Annotated in this window: 16 protein-coding genes and 1 riboswitch; of the genes, 11 read left to right on the top strand and 5 right to left on the bottom strand. The window is 72.3% G+C overall.

All coding sequences use genetic code 11. The features are described 5' to 3' along the window. The first annotated feature begins 277 nt into the window (after positions 1 to 277). From ADK66_RS26415 to ADK66_RS26460, 10 genes are all read left to right on the top strand, one after another. Positions 278 to 616 (top strand): TcmI family type II polyketide cyclase, encoded by a 339-nt coding sequence (locus ADK66_RS26415; RefSeq protein ID WP_053659916.1) that lies wholly within the window; start codon positions 278 to 280, stop codon positions 614 to 616. Further along, positions 613 to 2,361, top strand: coding sequence for an acetyl-CoA carboxylase carboxyl transferase subunit (locus ADK66_RS26420; RefSeq protein ID WP_053659918.1), 1,749 nt, complete (start codon positions 613 to 615; stop codon positions 2,359 to 2,361). The genes ADK66_RS26415 and ADK66_RS26420 overlap by 4 nt, the downstream gene beginning before the upstream one ends. Beyond that, positions 2,358 to 2,915: a biotin/lipoyl-containing protein gene (locus ADK66_RS26425; RefSeq protein WP_231640203.1), complete on the top strand. Its 558-nt coding sequence runs from the start codon at positions 2,358 to 2,360 to the stop codon at positions 2,913 to 2,915. The genes ADK66_RS26420 and ADK66_RS26425 overlap by 4 nt, the downstream gene beginning before the upstream one ends. A gap of 19 nt (positions 2,916 to 2,934) precedes the next feature. Beyond that, complete coding sequence (locus ADK66_RS26430; protein WP_053659920.1) at positions 2,935 to 4,377, top strand: acetyl/propionyl/methylcrotonyl-CoA carboxylase subunit alpha; 1,443 nt, start codon at positions 2,935 to 2,937, stop codon at positions 4,375 to 4,377. Beyond that, complete coding sequence (locus ADK66_RS26435) at positions 4,374 to 5,126, top strand: SRPBCC family protein (protein ID WP_053659921.1); 753 nt, start codon at positions 4,374 to 4,376, stop codon at positions 5,124 to 5,126. The genes ADK66_RS26430 and ADK66_RS26435 overlap by 4 nt, the downstream gene beginning before the upstream one ends. Beyond that, on the top strand, positions 5,119 to 5,514 hold the full coding sequence (locus ADK66_RS26440; protein WP_053659923.1) for a cupin domain-containing protein: 396 nt from the start codon (positions 5,119 to 5,121) through the stop codon (positions 5,512 to 5,514). Before ADK66_RS26435 ends, ADK66_RS26440 begins: the two co-directional genes overlap by 8 nt. After that, on the top strand, positions 5,511 to 6,782 hold the full coding sequence (locus ADK66_RS26445; protein WP_053659925.1) for a beta-ketoacyl synthase: 1,272 nt from the start codon (positions 5,511 to 5,513) through the stop codon (positions 6,780 to 6,782). The genes ADK66_RS26440 and ADK66_RS26445 overlap by 4 nt, the downstream gene beginning before the upstream one ends. Next, positions 6,779 to 8,026, top strand: a complete 1,248-nt coding sequence (locus tag ADK66_RS26450) for a beta-ketoacyl synthase N-terminal-like domain-containing protein (RefSeq protein ID WP_053659927.1) — start codon at positions 6,779 to 6,781, stop codon at positions 8,024 to 8,026. The genes ADK66_RS26445 and ADK66_RS26450 overlap by 4 nt, the downstream gene beginning before the upstream one ends. After that, positions 8,023 to 8,355 carry an antibiotic biosynthesis monooxygenase gene (locus ADK66_RS26455; protein WP_053659929.1) on the top strand — a complete coding sequence of 111 codons (333 nt, stop codon included), beginning with the start codon at positions 8,023 to 8,025 and terminating at the stop codon, positions 8,353 to 8,355. Before ADK66_RS26450 ends, ADK66_RS26455 begins: the two co-directional genes overlap by 4 nt. Positions 8,356 to 8,463: 108 nt before the next feature. Further along, complete coding sequence (locus ADK66_RS26460) at positions 8,464 to 8,715, top strand: hypothetical protein (protein WP_053659931.1); 252 nt, start codon at positions 8,464 to 8,466, stop codon at positions 8,713 to 8,715. A gap of 148 nt (positions 8,716 to 8,863) precedes the next feature. Here ADK66_RS26460 and ADK66_RS26465 read toward each other — a convergent pair whose 3' ends face one another. Further along, the gene (locus ADK66_RS26465; RefSeq protein WP_053659933.1) at positions 8,864 to 10,300 is read right to left on the bottom strand and encodes a glycine hydroxymethyltransferase; all 1,437 of its coding nucleotides are present in this window, start codon (positions 10,298 to 10,300) and stop codon (positions 8,864 to 8,866) included. Positions 10,301 to 10,318: 18 nt separating this feature from the next. Then, positions 10,319 to 10,410: riboswitch (ZMP/ZTP riboswitch) on the bottom strand. Positions 10,411 to 10,558: 148 nt separating this feature from the next. Here ADK66_RS26465 and ADK66_RS26470 point away from each other — a divergent pair. Next, positions 10,559 to 11,365, top strand: coding sequence for an SDR family oxidoreductase (locus ADK66_RS26470; protein WP_053659934.1), 807 nt, complete (start codon positions 10,559 to 10,561; stop codon positions 11,363 to 11,365). A 66-nt stretch (positions 11,366 to 11,431) separates the two neighbouring features. Here ADK66_RS26470 and ADK66_RS26475 read toward each other — a convergent pair whose 3' ends face one another. The 4 genes from ADK66_RS26475 to ADK66_RS26490 all read right to left on the bottom strand — a co-directional run bounded on the left by ADK66_RS26475 (position 11,432) and on the right by ADK66_RS26490 (position 15,236). Then, complete coding sequence (locus tag ADK66_RS26475; RefSeq protein ID WP_053659936.1) at positions 11,432 to 11,932, bottom strand: hemerythrin domain-containing protein; 501 nt, start codon at positions 11,930 to 11,932, stop codon at positions 11,432 to 11,434. 90 nt (positions 11,933 to 12,022) lie between these two features. Further along, positions 12,023 to 12,895, bottom strand: coding sequence for an NAD(P)H-hydrate dehydratase (locus tag ADK66_RS26480; RefSeq protein ID WP_053659938.1), 873 nt, complete (start codon positions 12,893 to 12,895; stop codon positions 12,023 to 12,025). Then, complete coding sequence (locus tag ADK66_RS26485) at positions 12,879 to 13,610, bottom strand: histidine phosphatase family protein (RefSeq protein ID WP_053659940.1); 732 nt, start codon at positions 13,608 to 13,610, stop codon at positions 12,879 to 12,881. The genes ADK66_RS26480 and ADK66_RS26485 overlap by 17 nt, the downstream gene beginning before the upstream one ends. Before the next feature lie 72 nt (positions 13,611 to 13,682). Then, on the bottom strand, positions 13,683 to 15,236 hold the full coding sequence (locus ADK66_RS26490; RefSeq protein ID WP_197281639.1) for a glycosyltransferase family 39 protein: 1,554 nt from the start codon (positions 15,234 to 15,236) through the stop codon (positions 13,683 to 13,685). Positions 15,237 to 15,427: the final 191 nt, after the last annotated feature.

A 15,427-nucleotide genomic window follows, 5' to 3' on the forward strand; every position in this document is an offset into this window, starting at 1 on the left:
GATTATCAATCATGGTCACGGTGAGTCAACGACAGAGCGCACTTCTGTCAATGCCACCTACCGTGAGATCGGTTCTGAACTGCTGAAACCCTCTGGCCGAGGTGCCTGCGGACGCATAGCTGACACACAGGTTGAATCGACGCAGCGTCACCGCTCAGCGTCGTTGGCCGGCCCGTCACCGTGACGCCGTGGTGACGAAGGCTGCCGCATCGTGTCGGCAGTCGTCCAGCGTCCGGGAGTTCCCCGCCGACCGGACGCCGTGGGGGGAGGCCCAGACATGGACCGATCGTTGATCGTCGCGAAGGTCGTCCCGACCGCCGAGGAACAGGTGGCCGAGATCTTCGCCGAGTCGGACGCGACGGAGCTACCGCGCCTGGTCGGCGTCCGGCACCGCTCGCTGTACCGACTGCACGACCTCTACGTGCACCTGCTCGAAACCGAGCGACCGGCGCCGGACGCCGTGGAGGCCGTCCGGGAACACCCCGAGTTCGTACGGGTCAGCGACCGGCTCCGGCCGTACGTCTCGCCGTACCTGCCGACCTGGCGCTCGCCGCGCGACGCGATGGCGCAGTGCTTCTACAGGTTCGACGCCACCGACGCCGGGCGGCGCTCGTGACCGCCACCGCGCCCCGGGAGGAGCGGCTGTGGTCCCGCTGCGCCGGCTGCTCCAGCCTGCTCTACCGCAAGCGGCTGCGGCGCAACCTCGACGTCTGCCCGGAATGCGGTGCGCACGCCCGGCTCGGCGCCCCGGAACGGCTCCGGCAACTCGTCGACCCGGGGTCACTGTGCCTCCTGCCCGACCTGCTGCCCGCGACCGACCCGATCGACTTCGTCGACGTGCTGCCGTACCCGCACCGACTCACCGCCGCGCGGGCCGGCACCGGTCTGCCCGAGGCGGTGGTCTGCGGCACCGCCACCATCGGTGGACACCCGGCTGCCCTGGCCGTGATGGACTTCCGCTTCCTCGGCGGCAGCCTGGGCAGCGCGGTGGGTGAGCTGATCACCCGGACCGCCGAACGGGCGCTTGACGACCGGATCCCGCTCGTCCTCGTCACCGCGTCCGGCGGGGCGCGCATGCAGGAGGGCGCCCTGTCGCTGATGCAGATGGCCACCGTCAGCCAGGCCATCGCCGGGCTGCGCGAGGCGGGTCTGCTCACTGTCAGCGTCCTCACCGACCCGACCTACGGCGGGGTGGCGGCGTCGTTCGCCACAAACACCGACCTGGTGCTCGCCGAGAGCGGCGCGCGGATGGGCTTCGCCGGTCCCCGGGTGATCCGCCAGGTCACCGGCCGGGAGCTGCCCGAGGGCTTCCAGACCGCCGACTTCTTGCTGCGCCACGGCCAGGTGGACATGGTGGTGCAGCGCCGGTCGCTGCGGGGGCGACTGTCGGCGCTGCTCGCCGCCGCCGACCACTGCCGTCCGAGCCGTCCGCCCGTACCCCGGCAGGAGCCGTCGCCGTACCGCGAGCGCGGCACCGGTGACGGCCCGGCACCGGCCGCCGACGCTGTCGGCGCGGCGGCCGTCGGAGAGCCGCAGCCGGCGGTACGCGACGCGTGGGACACCGTGCGGATCGCCAGGCACCCGGGTCGACCGACCACACTGGACTATCTGGACTCCGTCTTCGACGGGTTCGTCGAGTTGCACGGCGACCGTCTCGGCGGGGACTGTCCGGCCGTCGTCGGCGGCCTGGCCAAGCTGGCCGGTCGACACGTGATGGTGATCGGTCACCAGAAGGGCCACACCACAGCCGAGCTGGTGGCCCGTAACTTCGGTATGGCCAGCCCGGCCGGGCACCGCAAGGCGTTGCGGCTGATGCGCCTGGCCGCCCGGCTCGGCCTGCCGGTGGTCACCCTGGTCGACACCCCGGGCGCCGACCCGGGGGTCAGCGCCGAGGAGCACGGGCAGGCGGCGGCGATCGCGGAGAACATCCTGACCCTCACCATGCTGCCGACCCCGGTGCTCGCGGTCATCACCGGTGAGGGCGGCAGCGGTGGCGCGCTCGCCCTCGCGGTCGCCGACCGGGTGCTGATGCTCCAGCACGCCGTCTACTCGGTGATCAGCCCGGAAGGCTGCGCGGCGATCCTCTGGCCGGACCGGCGCGCCGCGCCGCAGGCCGCCCGCGCGCTCCGGCTGACCGCACCCGAGCTGTGCCGCCTCGGCGTGGTCGACGAGATCGTGCCGGAGCCGGCATCCGCAGCGCACGACGACCCGGCGGAGACGGCCGACCGGCTGCGCGCCGCGTTGCTTGCCAACCTGCTGCCCCTGCTGGACGTGCCGCCCGCGACCCTGGTCCGTCGGCGCAGGCAACGGTTCCGGCGCTTCGGTGCGGCCCGCGCTGGCACCCGGGCGGGTGCCCGGTGACCGCCGGACCCGACGCCGCCGCGCCGCCTGATGTCACGCCGCTCGCGGCTGCGCCGCTCGCTGCCGCGGTGCCCGACGAGGAGGTGCTGGCCGGGCTGCGCCGGCAGGTACGGCAGCTGATGGCCGAGCTGGCCGGACCGGTGCGCCGCATCCGGCTGCACAGTGGGTCGACGGTGCTGGAGGTGGAGTGGCACCCCGGCGAGGCGTCGACGCTGCCAGGCGTACCCCCGGATCTGCCGCCTGCCGCGCCACCGCAGGCGACCGCTACGGCCTCCGGTCCGACGGCGTCGCTGATCCGGCCGCCGGTCCCGGGTCGCACGGCGGTCCGGGCGCCCGTCGTCGGCACCTTCTACCGGGCGCCGGAACCCGGCGCCGGGCCGTTCGTCGCTGTGGGTGACCTGGTCCGTCCGGGACAGCCGGTCGCCATCGTCGAGGCGATGAAACTGATGAACGAGGTGACCGCCGACCGCGCCGGTCGCGTGGCCGCGATCCTCGTCCAGGACGGCCAACCGGTGGAGTACGACCAGCCGCTTGTCGAGCTGGATCCGGCCTGACGGCGCGGATGGGGTGGCCATGTTCGAGACCGTGCTGATCGCCAACCGGGGCGAGATCGCGCTGCGGGTGCTGCGGGCCTGCCGGGAACTCGGCGTCCGGACGGCTGTCGTCTACTCCGCCGCCGACGCCGACTCGGCGGCGGTCCGCCTCGCCGACCAGGCTGTCCGGATCGGCCCGGCGTCGAGCCGGCGCAGCTACCTCAACGCCGCCGCCATCGTGGAGGCCGCCCGGCAGGTGGGCGCCCAGGCCGTGCACCCCGGCTACGGCTTCCTGTCCGAGGACGCCGACTTCGCCGAGATCTGCGCGGACAACGGACTGGTCTTCATCGGCCCGCCGCCAGCGGTGATGGCGGCGCTCGCCGACAAGTCGTCGGCGCGGGCCCTCATGAGCCAGGCCGGCCTGCCGCTGTCGCCGGGCAGCATCGCACCAGTCCCCACCGCCGCCGCGGCGGCCGAGGTTGCCGACGCCATCGGCTACCCGGTGATCGTGAAGGCCGCCGCCGGGGGCGGTGGCAGGGGAATGACGGTGGTGCACGCCCCGGGCGAGCTGGCCCGGGCGTACGCGCGGACGAGAGCCGCCGCGCAGGCCGCCTTCGGCGACGACCGCGTGTACGTCGAGCGGTACCTCACCACAGCCCGGCACGTCGAGGTGCAGGTGCTCTGCGACGCGCACGGCAACGGTGTGCACCTGGGCACCCGGGACTGCTCGGTGCAGAGACGGCACCAGAAACTCGTCGAGGAGGCGCCCGCCCCGGCGCTGCCTGCCACCACCCTCGACACCATCGCCCGGACCGCGCTCCGGGGAGCGTTGGAGGTCGGCTTCGTGGGCGCCGGCACCCTTGAGTTCCTCGTCGACGCCGAGGAGCAGTTCCACTTCCTGGAGATCAACTGCCGGATCCAGGTGGAGCACCCCGTCACCGAGATGATCACCGGGATCGACCTGGTGCACGAGCAGTTGCACATCGCCGCCGGGGTGCCGCTGCGCTGGCGGCAGGAGGAGATCCGGCTGCACGGCGTCGCCGTGGAGTGCCGGGTCAACACCGAGGACCCCGACCGCGACTTCGCACCCACCCCCGGCCGGCTGGACCGGTTCACCCCGCCCGGCGGCCCGTTCACCCGTGTGGACACCCACGCCCACGCCGGTTACCTGATCGGCCCCTGGTACGACTCCCTGCTGGCCAAGGTGGTGGTCTGGGCGCCCGACCGGGAGTTGGCGCTCAACAGGCTGGAGCGCGCCCTGGAGGAGTTCGACGTCGCCGGGCCGGGCGTGCACACCACCATCCCGTTCGTCCGGCGGGTCCTCGACGACGCCTCCTTCCGCAAGGGCCGCTACACCACAGGCATCGTCGACCGCCTGCTCGCCACACCACCTCCGACGCCCGCGCAGCGGTCGACGGCCACCACCGCAGCACGCACCGCGCCCGCCGCGGAGCCCGACGTTCCCCACAGGAGGACCCGATGACCGTCACCCATGGTCGCCCGCTGACCGCCGAGATCACCGACATCCTGGTGGCCCACTGCGGACTGGACGCCGACGCCGCGGCCCGCGCCCCCGCCGCCTCGCTTGAGGAACTGGGCATGGACTCGCTCGCCCTGCTGGAACTCTCCGCCGTCGTCGCCGACAGGTGGCAGGTGAGCATCCCGGAGCAGGCCGGGCAGCTGAGCATCCCGGCGGTCGCCGACCTGGTGGCCCGCCGCGCCGACCCGCCCGGTCACACCGAGAACGGCATCGTCATCGACGCGCCACTCCCACTGGTCTGGGAGGTCACCAACGACGTGGCGAACTGGACCGAACTGTTCACCGAGTACGCGGTGGTGGAGATCCTGCACCGTGACGGGCACACGGTGCGGTTCCGGCTCACCATGTACCCCGACGAGAACGGTGTGTCCTGGAGCTGGGTGAGCGAACGCACCGCCGACCCGGTGAGCCGGCAGGTCCGGGCGCACCGGGTGGAGACCGGGCCGTTCGAGTACATGCGGATCCACTGGCGCTACACCGAGGAGGCCGGCGGCACCCGGATGACCTGGACGCAGGACTTCGCCATGAAGCCGACCGCCCCGGTCGACAACGCCGCGATGACCGAGCGGATCAACACCAACAGCGTCGTCCAACTCACCGTGATCAAGGACCGGGTGGAGCGGATCGCCAGGCAACGCGCCGAGCACTGCGACACCGGCAGCGACGAGCCGACGGGAGCAGGCGATGAGTGACCTGAGCACCCGACCGATCGCCGCCGGGGACGTACCGGCCGACCGTCGGCGCGGTGGCGAGCTGCGGGTACTGCTCGGCCCACGCACCGTCGGCAGCACATCGGGCTTCCTCGGGGTGGCGACGCTCGCGCCGGGGGAGCGGATCGCCGAGCACTACCACCCGTACAGCGAGGAGTTCCTGTACCTGACCCGCGGCGCGATCATCGTGGACCTGGACGGCGAGCCGACGTCGCTGGCGGCGGGTGAGGCGCTGTTCGTGCCGGTGAACGTGCGGCACCGGCTGCGCAACACGGGCGTCGAACCGGCCGAGGTGGTCTTCCACCTGGGCCCGCTCGCCCCCCGCCCTGAGCTGGGGCACGTCGACACCGAGCTTGTCGAGTCATCGTGACCGGGCGGCGCACTGTGGTGACAGGCGTCGGGGTGGTCGCACCCGGCGGCGCGAGCCGGGACCGCTTCTGGAAGACCATCACCGAGGGGCGTACGGCCACCCGGCGGATCAGCTTCTTCGACCCGTCGGCGTTCCGCTCGCAGATCGCCGCCGAGTGCGACTTCGATCCGGTCGCCGCCGGGCTGACCGACGCCGAGCGACGCCGGGCCGACCGGTACGTGCAGTTCGCGCTGGCCTGCGCCGCCGAGGCGGTCGCCGACGCCGGCCTGGAGTTGACCGACGCGCAGCGGGATCGGGCCGGGGTGGTGCTCGGTACGGCGGTGGGCGGCACGACGGCCCTGGAGCAGGAGTACGTCCGGGTCAGCGAGCACGGGCGACGCTGGCTTGTCGACGCGGCGCGCGGTGGCCCGTACCTCTATCAGGCGCTGGTGCCCAGCAGCCTGGCCGCCGACGTGGCCTGCCGGCACGGCCTGCACGGCCCTGCACAGGTCGTCTCCACCGGCTGCACCTCCGGCATCGACGCCATCGGCTACGCCCATCAGATGATCGTCGACGGTGAGGCCGATGTGGTGCTGGCCGGCGCCGCCGACTCGCCGATCTCACCTGTCACCGTCGCCTCGTTCGACGCCATCAAGGCGACAAGCCCGGACAACGACGACCCGGCGCACGCCTCCCGCCCGTTCGACGCCGACCGGCACGGGTTCGTGCTTGCCGAGGGCGCGGCGGTGCTGGTGCTGGAGGAGGCCGGGCACGCCCGCCGGCGCGGAGCGCACGTCTACTGCGAGGTCGCCGGGTACGCCAGCCGCAGCAACGGCTACCACATGACCGGGCTGCGCCCGGACGGGCTGGAGATGGGCCTGGCGGTCACCGACGCGCTCAAGCAGGGCCGGATCGCCCCCGAGCAGGTCTCTTACATCAGCGCCCACGGCTCCGGCACGCGGCAGAACGACAGGCACGAGACGGCAGCGTTCAAGCGGGCGCTGGGCCAGGCCGCGTACCGGGTGCCGATCAGTTCGATCAAGTCGATGGTGGGGCACTCGCTCGGTGCCATCGGGTCCATCGAGATGGCCGCGTGTGCGCTCGCCATCGAGTTCGGCGTGGTTCCGCCCACCGCCAACTGGAGCACCCGCGACCCCGAATGCGACCTCGACTACGTACCGAACGAGGCACGCGAGGTCCCGGTGGACGTGGCCCTGTCGGTGGGCAGCGGCTTCGGTGGCTTCCAGTCGGCGATGGTGTTCCGCCGCCTGACCGGAGCGGTGGCGTGACAGCCCGGGCAGTGGTGACCGGCATCGGCGTGGTCGCGCCCAGCGGCATCGGCGTGGACGCGCACTGGCGTACGGTCCTCGCCGGCACCCGCCGCACCGGACCGATCACGCTGTTCGACCCGTCGGACTACCCGACCCGGTACGGCGGGGAGGTGCCCGGCTTCGCCGCCGACGCGTACGCCGGCAGCCGGCAACTGGTACAGACCGACAGGTGGACGCACCTCGGGTTCGCCGCCACCCGACTGGCCCTGGCCGATGCCGGCCTGCCCGAGCGGGCACCCGACCCGTACGGCTACGCCATGACCCTGGCCAGTTCGTCCGGCGGCAACCTGTTCGGCCAGCGGGAGCTGCAACGCCTCTGGGGCGGTACGTCGCGCACCGTCGGCGCGTACCAGTCGATCGCCTGGTTCTATGCGGCAAGCGTCGGGCAGCTCTCCATCCACCACCAGTTCAAGGGCCCGAGTGGCGTGCTTGTCGCCGAGGCCGCCGGTGGGCTGGACAGCCTCGCGCACGCGGCCCGTGCGGTACGCCGGGGCACGCCTGTGGTGATCGCCGGGGCGACCGAGTGCCCGCTGAGCCCGTACGCGCTGGCCTGCCAACTGCGCTCGGGACTGCTCAGCGACGTCTCCGACCCGGAGCGGGCGTACCGGCCGTTCGACGCCACGGCCAGCGGCTACCTGCCGGCCGAGGGCGGCGCGGTGTTCGTGGTGGAGGAGTTGGGGCACGCTTTGGCGCGCGGCGCCCGGGTCTACGGCGAGGTCAGCGGCTGGGGCTCCACCCACGACGCTGCCCACACCACGGCGGGCAGCGCGGGCGATCCGATCCAGTACGCCCGCGCCATGCGACTGGCCCTGGACCGGGCGGGCGTCTCGGCGGCCGGGATCGACGTGGTGGTGCCCGACGCGCTCGGCGTGCCCCGCTACGACCGCAGCGAGGCCCAGGCGCTGCGCGCGGTGTTCGCCGACCGGCCGCCTCCGGTGACAACGCACAAGTCGTTGACCGGGCGCGCACACCAGGGCGGGTCGGCGTTGGACGTGGCCACCGCGCTGCTCGCCTTCGCGCACGACACACTGCCCGCGTCCGCCGGCCCGGATCAGGTGGCCGACGGGTGCGAACTGGACTTCCTGCGGGAGCACCGCCGGCCGAACCGCCGGTTGGCGCTTGTCTGCGCGCGGGGCTTCGACGGGTTCAACAGCGCGCTGGTCCTGCGGGGGGCCGCGCCGACGGCGGGAGGAACGTCATGAGCGAGCAGCGAGCCCGGGTGGTCTTCCTGGTACGGGTGCCGGAGCCGCGTACGGAGGCGTTCCTTGCCGCGTACGAGCAGGTGCGGCACCTGGTGGCCGGTGGGGTGCCGGGGCACCTGGTCGACCAGGTGTGCCGCTCGTCGACCGACCCGGAGCAGTGGTTGATCACCAGCGAGTGGGCGAGCCTCGCCGACTTCGAGACCTGGGAACGCAGCCCTGAGCACCGGGACCTGGTGCGACCGATGCGGGAATGCTTCACCGACGCCCGCTCGCTGCGCTTCCACATCCACGCCCAGACGCCCACTGTCGCGCCGGCTCCCGTCCGCTGATCGCCGGCGAGTTCGCCCGGTTCATCACGTTGACACACCGCAGTCGCCTGGCCGCAAAGAGCGACGGTTGGCGTGCAGTCGTCCTTGGTGGACGGTCATAATGTATCCATGGTTGCCTGGGAGTACGCCTTGCTCGTCCGCCGCTATCAGGGTCAGGGCCGCAATTTCCACGTCTCGTTCGTCTGGTACGGCCCCGATGGGTCACGCAAGGACATCACGGCCTTCGGCGACACAGCGATCGCGCACCTCAACCGTGCCGGCCGCGAGGGCTGGGAGCTGGTAGCCGCCGCCGAGGACGTCAACAACGTCCAGGGCAGCACAGAAGTCCACCGCTACCACCTGAAGCGCCCCCTGAACTAACCCCGCTGCCCCTCCGTCCCGGTCCCACCTGCCACACGGGTCGATCATGGAGTTGTGGTGCCCGATACGGGAGGGTGGACGGCTTTCGTCCACCACCACAACTCCATGATCGACCGCGATGGGTTGCGCGCGACCGGGACAGGACAGGTCAGGTCAGGTTGATGCCCGGGTAGAGGGGGTGTGGGGCCAGCAGGTCGGTGGCCTGGCGGGACACCTTGTCGGCGAGCGCCGGGTCGAGGGTGTACTTCGCCTTCGACGGGGTGCCGTCAGCGTTGGCGCCAGCGGTGGTCTGGGCCAGCACGGTGTGGATCAGCTCCGCGGTCTGGTCCATCTCGGCGGTGCCGAGGCCCCGGGTGGTAAGCGCCGGGGTGCCGATCCGGATGCCCGACGTGTACCAGGCGCCGTTCGGGTCCTGCGGAACGGAATTGCGGTTGGTGACGATGCCCGAGTCCAGCAGCGCCTGCTCGGCCTGGCGGCCGGTGAGCCCGTAGCCGGACACGTCGATCAGCACCAGGTGGTTGTCGGTGCCGCCGGTGACAAGCTTCGCGCCGCGCCGCAGCAGACCCTCGGCGAGGGCCTGCGAGTTCGCCACGATCCGCGACGCGTAGTCGGCGAAGTCGGGGCGACGGGCCTCGGCGAGGGCGACCGCCTTGGCGGCCATCACGTGCGGCAGCGGGCCGCCCAGCACCATCGGGCAGCCCCGGTCCACCTGGTCGGCCAGCTCCGGGCCGCAGAGCACCATGCCGCCGCGCGGGCCGCGCAGCGACTTGTGGGTGGTGGTGGTGACGATGTGCGCGTGCGGCACCGGGTCGAAGTCGCCGGTGAAGACCTTGCCCGCCACCAGGCCGGCGAAGTGCGCCATGTCGACCATGAAGGTCGCGCCGACCGAGTCGGCGATCTCCCGCAGGATCCGGAAGTTCACCTTCCGGGGGTACGCCGAGTAGCCGCCGACCAGGATCAGGGGCTTGAACTCGCGGGCGGCCTCGGCCACCCGGTCGTAGTCGATCAGGCCGGTGGCCGGGTCGGTGCCGTAGCTGCGCTGGTCGAACATCTTGCCGGAGATGTTCGGCCGGAAGCCGTGGGTGAGGTGACCGCCCGCGTCCAGCGACATGCCGAGCATCCGCTGGTTGCCCAGCTCACGGCGCAGCGCGAACCAGTCGGCCTCGGTGAGGTCGTTGACCTGGCGGACCTGTGCCTTCTTCAGGGCGGGGGACTCCACCCGGTCGGCGAGCACCGCCCAGAAGGCCACCAGGTTGGCGTCGATGCCCGAGTGCGGCTGCACGTACGCGTGCGCGGCGCCGAACAGCTCCCGGGCGTGCTCGGCGGCGAGCGCCTCGACGGTGTCGACGTTCTGGCAGCCGGCGTAGAAGCGGCGCCCGACGGTGCCCTCGGCGTACTTGTCGCTGAACCAGTTGCCCATCGCCAACAGCGTCGCCGGGGAGGCGTAGTTCTCGCTGGCGATGAGCTTGAGGGACTCCCGCTGGTCGGTCAGCTCGGCGCCGATGGCGTCGGCTACCCGGGGCTCGACAGCCCGGATCACCTCAAGGGCACTCCGGAATGCGGCGGATTCGGCGTTTTGCGACATACGACCTCCTACAGACGTGCGGAAGGCCCAGGCGCTCGGCAAAAACGTCCTCGTGACGGGGCCGCTCCCTGATGGTTGTCCATCCCCACGCGCCAGTAACGGCCCGCGCTGATCCTACCGGGCCGGCCGGGGCGGACCCGGTCGACCTCCGGACCCGACCCGCCGAGGTTGCTTGGACGGCCCGTGGCGGGGCATTTGGTGGACGGCTGCCGCACCGGGCGCGCAGGCGGCGGCAGCGCCGTACGAGAGGAGTCAACCATGACCACACCGACCACGGACCGGCCGCTGGCCCTGGTGACCGGCGCGTCCAGCGGGATCGGGTACGAGTTGGCCGTCCAGTTCGCCGAGCACGGGTTCGACCTGATCGTCGCCGCCGAGGACGAGGGCATCGCGGCGGCGGCCGAGAAGCTGCGCCGCGACGGCGGGCCGCAGGTCTGGTCGATCCGCGGCAATCTGGCCCGCGAGCAGGACGTGCGGGAGCTGGTGGCGGCGGTCGAGGCGACCGGACGCCCGCTGGAGGCGCTGGCACTCAACGCCGGACGCGGCGCCGGCGGCGCGTTCGTCGGGGGCACGGACCTACGTGACGAACTGGAGATCGTGGATCTGAACGTGCGCTCGACAGTGCACCTGGCCAAGCTGCTGCTGCCCGCAATGGTCCAGCGGGGCGCCGGTCGGGTGCTGTTCACGTCGTCGATCGCCGCCACGATGCCGGGACCGTTCCAGGCGGTCTACAACGCGTCGAAGTCGTTCGTGCAGTCCTTCGCGGAGGCGCTGCGCAACGAGCTGAAGGACACCGGCGTCACGGTGACCGCCCTGTTGCCCGGACCGACCGACACGGCGTTCTTCGAGCGCGCCGACATGGAGGACACCCGTGTGGGCTCCGGGAAGAAGGACGACCCGGCCGAGGTCGCGGCGCAGGGCTTCGCCGCGCTGATGAAGGGCGACCAGACAGTCACCGCGGGATCGTTGGTGAACAAGGTGCAGACGGCCGCCGGGAAGCTCGTCCCGGACAAGCTCAAGGCCGCGCAGCACCGTCGGATGGCCGAACCCGGCTCCGGCGACTGACCCCGCCGAACGTCGTCCACGACGAGGGGCCCGGCAGCGCCGGGCCCCTCGTCGTACGGTGTCGGCTCAGGCGGTCACCGCGTCGCGTGCCTTCTTGATCGCCTTGGGTTCGGTGGGGGTCCGGGGCGCGTCCGCGCGCAGCGCGATCATCTTCTCCCCGATCTCCTGGAGCTGCTTACGCCCCAGCGCCTCGCGTACCTTCGGGAACCACTCCTCTTCCTCCTCCTCGACGTGGTGCGTGACGGTCTCGATCAGCACCGTGGTCTTGGCGTTGAAGCGCTCGTCGTCGGCGTCCATCCTGGTCAGCTCGAGGCAGAGCACGTCGGCCACGTGGTGCTCCTCGTACGACTCCAGGATGTCGTCCTCCAGGTCGGGCAGGAGCCGGCGGACCTCCGGGTACATCACCTCGTTCTCCAGGTAGGTGTGCACGGTGAGGGCCTCCAGGATCTGGTCCACGAGCTTCTGCCGCTTGCTGGCTGGGCCCTCCTCGGCGTCCTGGAACGCCTTGAACAGGCGGCGCATCTCCTTGTGGTCCTCTTTGAGCAGGACGATGGCATCGGTCGACACCGGCTGACCCCCTTTGGTGGCTCGTCTGGTGTCGATCCGGTACCCGGATGCTGAACTGCGGAAACGAGTGGAATCGGCCGAAGTGTCTGGTCAGGCGACGGTGGCGAGGGTGCGCGGGATCTCGTCGAGCAGTTCCCGGGCGAGGAAGCCGATCCGGCCGTACCGGGGGATGAGCCGCTGACCGCTGACCGCGTGCGCGAAGGCACCCCAGCAGGCGGCCTGCGCCGGGTCGGTGCCCCGGGATAGCAGCCCGGCCAGCAGGCCGGCGAGCACGTCGCCGCTGCCGGAGGTGCCGAGCCCGGCGTCCCCGCTCTCCTCGCGCCACCGGCGCCCGTCCGGGGCGGCCACGTGCCCGTAGAGCGACACGACGGCCTCGTACCGGGCGGCCAGTTCGGCGGCCTCGGCGTCCAGGTCGTCGCCCGGGTCCCGGCCGAGCAGGTGCCCGGCCTCGGTGACGTTGGGGGTGAGCACCACCGGCCGGCCCGAGCCGACCAGCAGCTTCGGCTCGTGGCTGAGCGCACCGAGGGCGTACGCGTCGAGCACCAGCGGCGTTCGCGGCCCGGCCGTCTCCAGGACCAGGTTGAGCAGCCGGACGGTCTCGTCGATGTCCTTGAGGCCGGGGCCGAGGGTGACCACGTCCGCCTGAGCGATCAGGTCGTCGAGCTGGCCGCCACGGTCGGCGACGACCGCGCCGTCGGAGGTCTCCGGCAGCCCGATCACGAGCGCCTCGGGCACCTGGATGCTCAGCGTGGCGGCGGTGGACTCGGCGGCGGCCAGCTGGAGCACCCCGGCGCCGGCGCGCAGCGCGGCCACACCGGCGAGCAGCACCGCGCCGGGGGTGAAGCGGGAGCCGCCGATCACCAGCACTGTGCCTCGGCTCTCCTTGCCGCCGGTCGGAACGGGCAGTGCCCAGTCCCGCAGCAGGCCCGGCGTGATCACCTGCACCTCAGACCGGTTCGGCATGGACCTCGTCCTCCCTGGTCGGCTCGGCGCCCTGCCGTCGCAGGTGACCGATCTCGTTGAACCCGCCCAGCACCAGCCGGCCGTCGGCGTCGGCGGACCAGTCGGTGATCGAGCAGTTGGCGATGACGTGCTGGCGGGTCAACTCCATCAGCTCCGGTTCGGTCAGCCCTTCGACCAGGTAACGAAGCAGGAAGACAAGCGCGTCGTGGCCGAAGAGCAGCACCCGCTGACCGGCGTGGTCCCGGCGCAGGTCACCGAGGAGGGCCCGCAGGCGCAGCGCCACATCGGTCCAGGCTTCGCCGCCGGGCGGCCGGTAGTAGAACTTGCCCAACCGGGCGCGGCGTTCGGCCTCGTCGGGGAACCGCTGACGAACCCCGTGCGCGGTCAGGCCGTCGAGAATGCCCAGCTCCCGGTCGCGCAGCCGCTCGTCGCGGCTGACCGGCACCCCCGTGTCGTGCAGCGCCAGTTCGGCGGTGGACACCGCCCGCAGGTACGGCGAGACAACGGCGACGTCGGGGCGGCGGTCCTCGGGCAGCCCGGCGAGCCAGCGACCGGTCGCCCGGGCCTGCTCCTCGCCGGTGGGGGAGAGCGGCACGTCGGCGTCGCGGTGGCTGAGCTCGATCAGCTCCGCGCCGGTGGTCTCGGCCCGGGTGGCCGCAACGTTCGCGGTGCTCTCGCCGTGTCGGATGATCCAGAGGGTCGACAGTTCCGCCATGCCGGACCCCCTACCCGGGCGTCGCCGGGGGTAACCGTGTCACGGCCGGCGCGGTGCCGGCCGTGACACCGCTCAGCCGCGTCGTTGCAGCAGCGCCACGGTCAGGCCGGTCACGTGGGTGACGCTGACCACGTCGTAGCGGCCGGTCAGCGCGGCTGCCTGCTTCTTGGGCAGCCCGGTCAGCGGCGCGTCGGTGATGGTCGGCAACAGCACCCAGAGGCGGGGCTCGTCACGCAGGCAGCGGGCCGGGTCGGCGCAGTCGGAGCCGAACAGCTCGTCGCGCTGGACCGCCGACCGCTGCTGGAAGACGTTGCGGGGGGACACGTCCGCCGGGAGGTAGTAGCGCACCCCCGGCTCGTGCATCCACCACCAGGGGCCGCCCGCCACAAGTCCGTCGCCGGGCTGGTAGCCCGCCTCGATGACCCGTGCCGCCTCGGAGTAGGACAGCGGCGCGAACGCCCGCGCCTGCGGATACGTGTACCAGCCGTGCGAGAACTCGTCGCGCAGTGCGAGCTGACCGGGCACGGACAGGGCGGCGATCACCACAAGCGTGGCCGCCACCAGCGGTGGGCGGCGCAGCGCGGCGATCCCCGCACCGGCGAGCACCGCCCAGGCGGGCACCAGGAAGAGCAGGTACTTGGAGAAGAAGTAGTTGATGTCGCCGGTGGAGGCCAGCAGGATCACCGGCAGCGGCAGGACGGCGATCACCGCCGCCATGACGGTCCGGGCCGCGACGTCGCGCCGCAGGTGGGTCAGGATGCCCACCACAGCCAGCGCGGTCACCGCGACGGCGAGCAGCGTCGAGCCGAGGGCCTGCTCCCAGACGATCCAGGGCGCGCTGTCGGGGATCCAGCTGATCTGCCGGCCCGCCTGCTTCATGCCCCGCAGGATCACCGGCGCGGCGATGCCCGCCCCGGCAGCGGCGGCGAGCGTGAACCAGAGCAGCGACCACCATCGGCGCTCGCGCCAGCAGTGGACGAGGACGGCCACGCCGTGCCCGAGCAGCAGTGTGAGCGCCACCACGTTCACCAGGCCGATGCCGGCCACTGCGAGCACGTACGCCGCCCACCGCAACCACCCGGGTCGCTCCAACCCGCGGAGCAGGAACAGCGTGGCCGCGGCCGCGGCGAGGACGACGAAGGCGTACGAGCGGGTCTCCTGGCCGAACCGGGTGACGGTGGGCACCAGGGCGAAGACGAAACCGGCGGCGACCCCCGCCGTCTGACCGAAGACCCGCCGCCCGACAAGCGCCACGCACACCGTCGCCAGGATCATGGCCAGCGCCGACGGCAGGCGTACCGCGGCCGGTGAGGTGCCGAACAGCGTGGTCCAGCCGTGCATGAACAGGTAGTACGTCCCGTGTACGGCGTCGACGTTTGCCAGCATCCCGATGATCTGCCGAGTGGAGCGGGTCGCCACGTCGACGGTCACCAGCTCGTCGTGCCACATCTCCGGGCTGCCGATACCCCAGCCGACCGCGAGGGCCGCGAACGCCGTCGGCCAGAACCAGGCGCTCAGCGCCACCCGCTTGACGAACGGTCGACGGTGCTCCCCGGGGCTCGGCGGGGGTGGACCCGCGTCGGTCCTCGCGGGGAGCGCGTCCGTGGTGACGGCGCGATCTGACATCGGCATCCGATCGGGGGGCGTGCGGTGCGGGCGCGACGATGATAGCCGTCGCCGAGGTCGCCGTCGGACCGGTCACAGGGCGGTCCGGGCGGTGGCGCGACGCGCCGCGCGGCCGGTTCGCCGGTAATCGATCCGAGCGCGATGCCTGATAATGTGGCCCGCGCCTGTCGCGCACTTCCACCACGCACAGT

This window comes from Micromonospora sp. NRRL B-16802 (assembly GCF_001279555.1).
In the GTDB taxonomy this organism is placed as follows: domain Bacteria; phylum Actinomycetota; class Actinomycetes; order Mycobacteriales; family Micromonosporaceae; genus Micromonospora; species Micromonospora profundi.

Excerpts from the sequence above, each read along its gene's own strand:
- ADK66_RS26415 (WP_053659916.1), top strand. The coding sequence starts at position 278 with ATGGACCGATCGTTGATCGTCGCGAAGGTCGTCCCGACCGCCGAGGAA.
- ADK66_RS26430 (WP_053659920.1), top strand. The coding sequence starts at position 2,935 with ATGTTCGAGACCGTGCTGATCGCCAACCGGGGCGAGATCGCGCTGCGG.
- ADK66_RS26435 (WP_053659921.1), top strand. The coding sequence starts at position 4,374 with ATGACCGTCACCCATGGTCGCCCGCTGACCGCCGAGATCACCGACATC.
- ADK66_RS26440 (WP_053659923.1), top strand. The coding sequence starts at position 5,119 with ATGAGTGACCTGAGCACCCGACCGATCGCCGCCGGGGACGTACCGGCC.
- ADK66_RS26455 (WP_053659929.1), top strand. The coding sequence starts at position 8,023 with ATGAGCGAGCAGCGAGCCCGGGTGGTCTTCCTGGTACGGGTGCCGGAG.
- ADK66_RS26460 (WP_053659931.1), top strand. The coding sequence starts at position 8,464 with ATGGTTGCCTGGGAGTACGCCTTGCTCGTCCGCCGCTATCAGGGTCAG.
- ADK66_RS26465 (WP_053659933.1), bottom strand. The coding sequence starts at position 10,300 with ATGTCGCAAAACGCCGAATCCGCCGCATTCCGGAGTGCCCTTGAGGTG.
- ADK66_RS26470 (WP_053659934.1), top strand. The coding sequence starts at position 10,559 with ATGACCACACCGACCACGGACCGGCCGCTGGCCCTGGTGACCGGCGCG.
- ADK66_RS26480 (WP_053659938.1), bottom strand. The coding sequence starts at position 12,895 with ATGCCGAACCGGTCTGAGGTGCAGGTGATCACGCCGGGCCTGCTGCGG.
- ADK66_RS26485 (WP_053659940.1), bottom strand. The coding sequence starts at position 13,610 with ATGGCGGAACTGTCGACCCTCTGGATCATCCGACACGGCGAGAGCACC.
- ADK66_RS26490 (WP_197281639.1), bottom strand. The coding sequence starts at position 15,236 with ATGTCAGATCGCGCCGTCACCACGGACGCGCTCCCCGCGAGGACCGAC.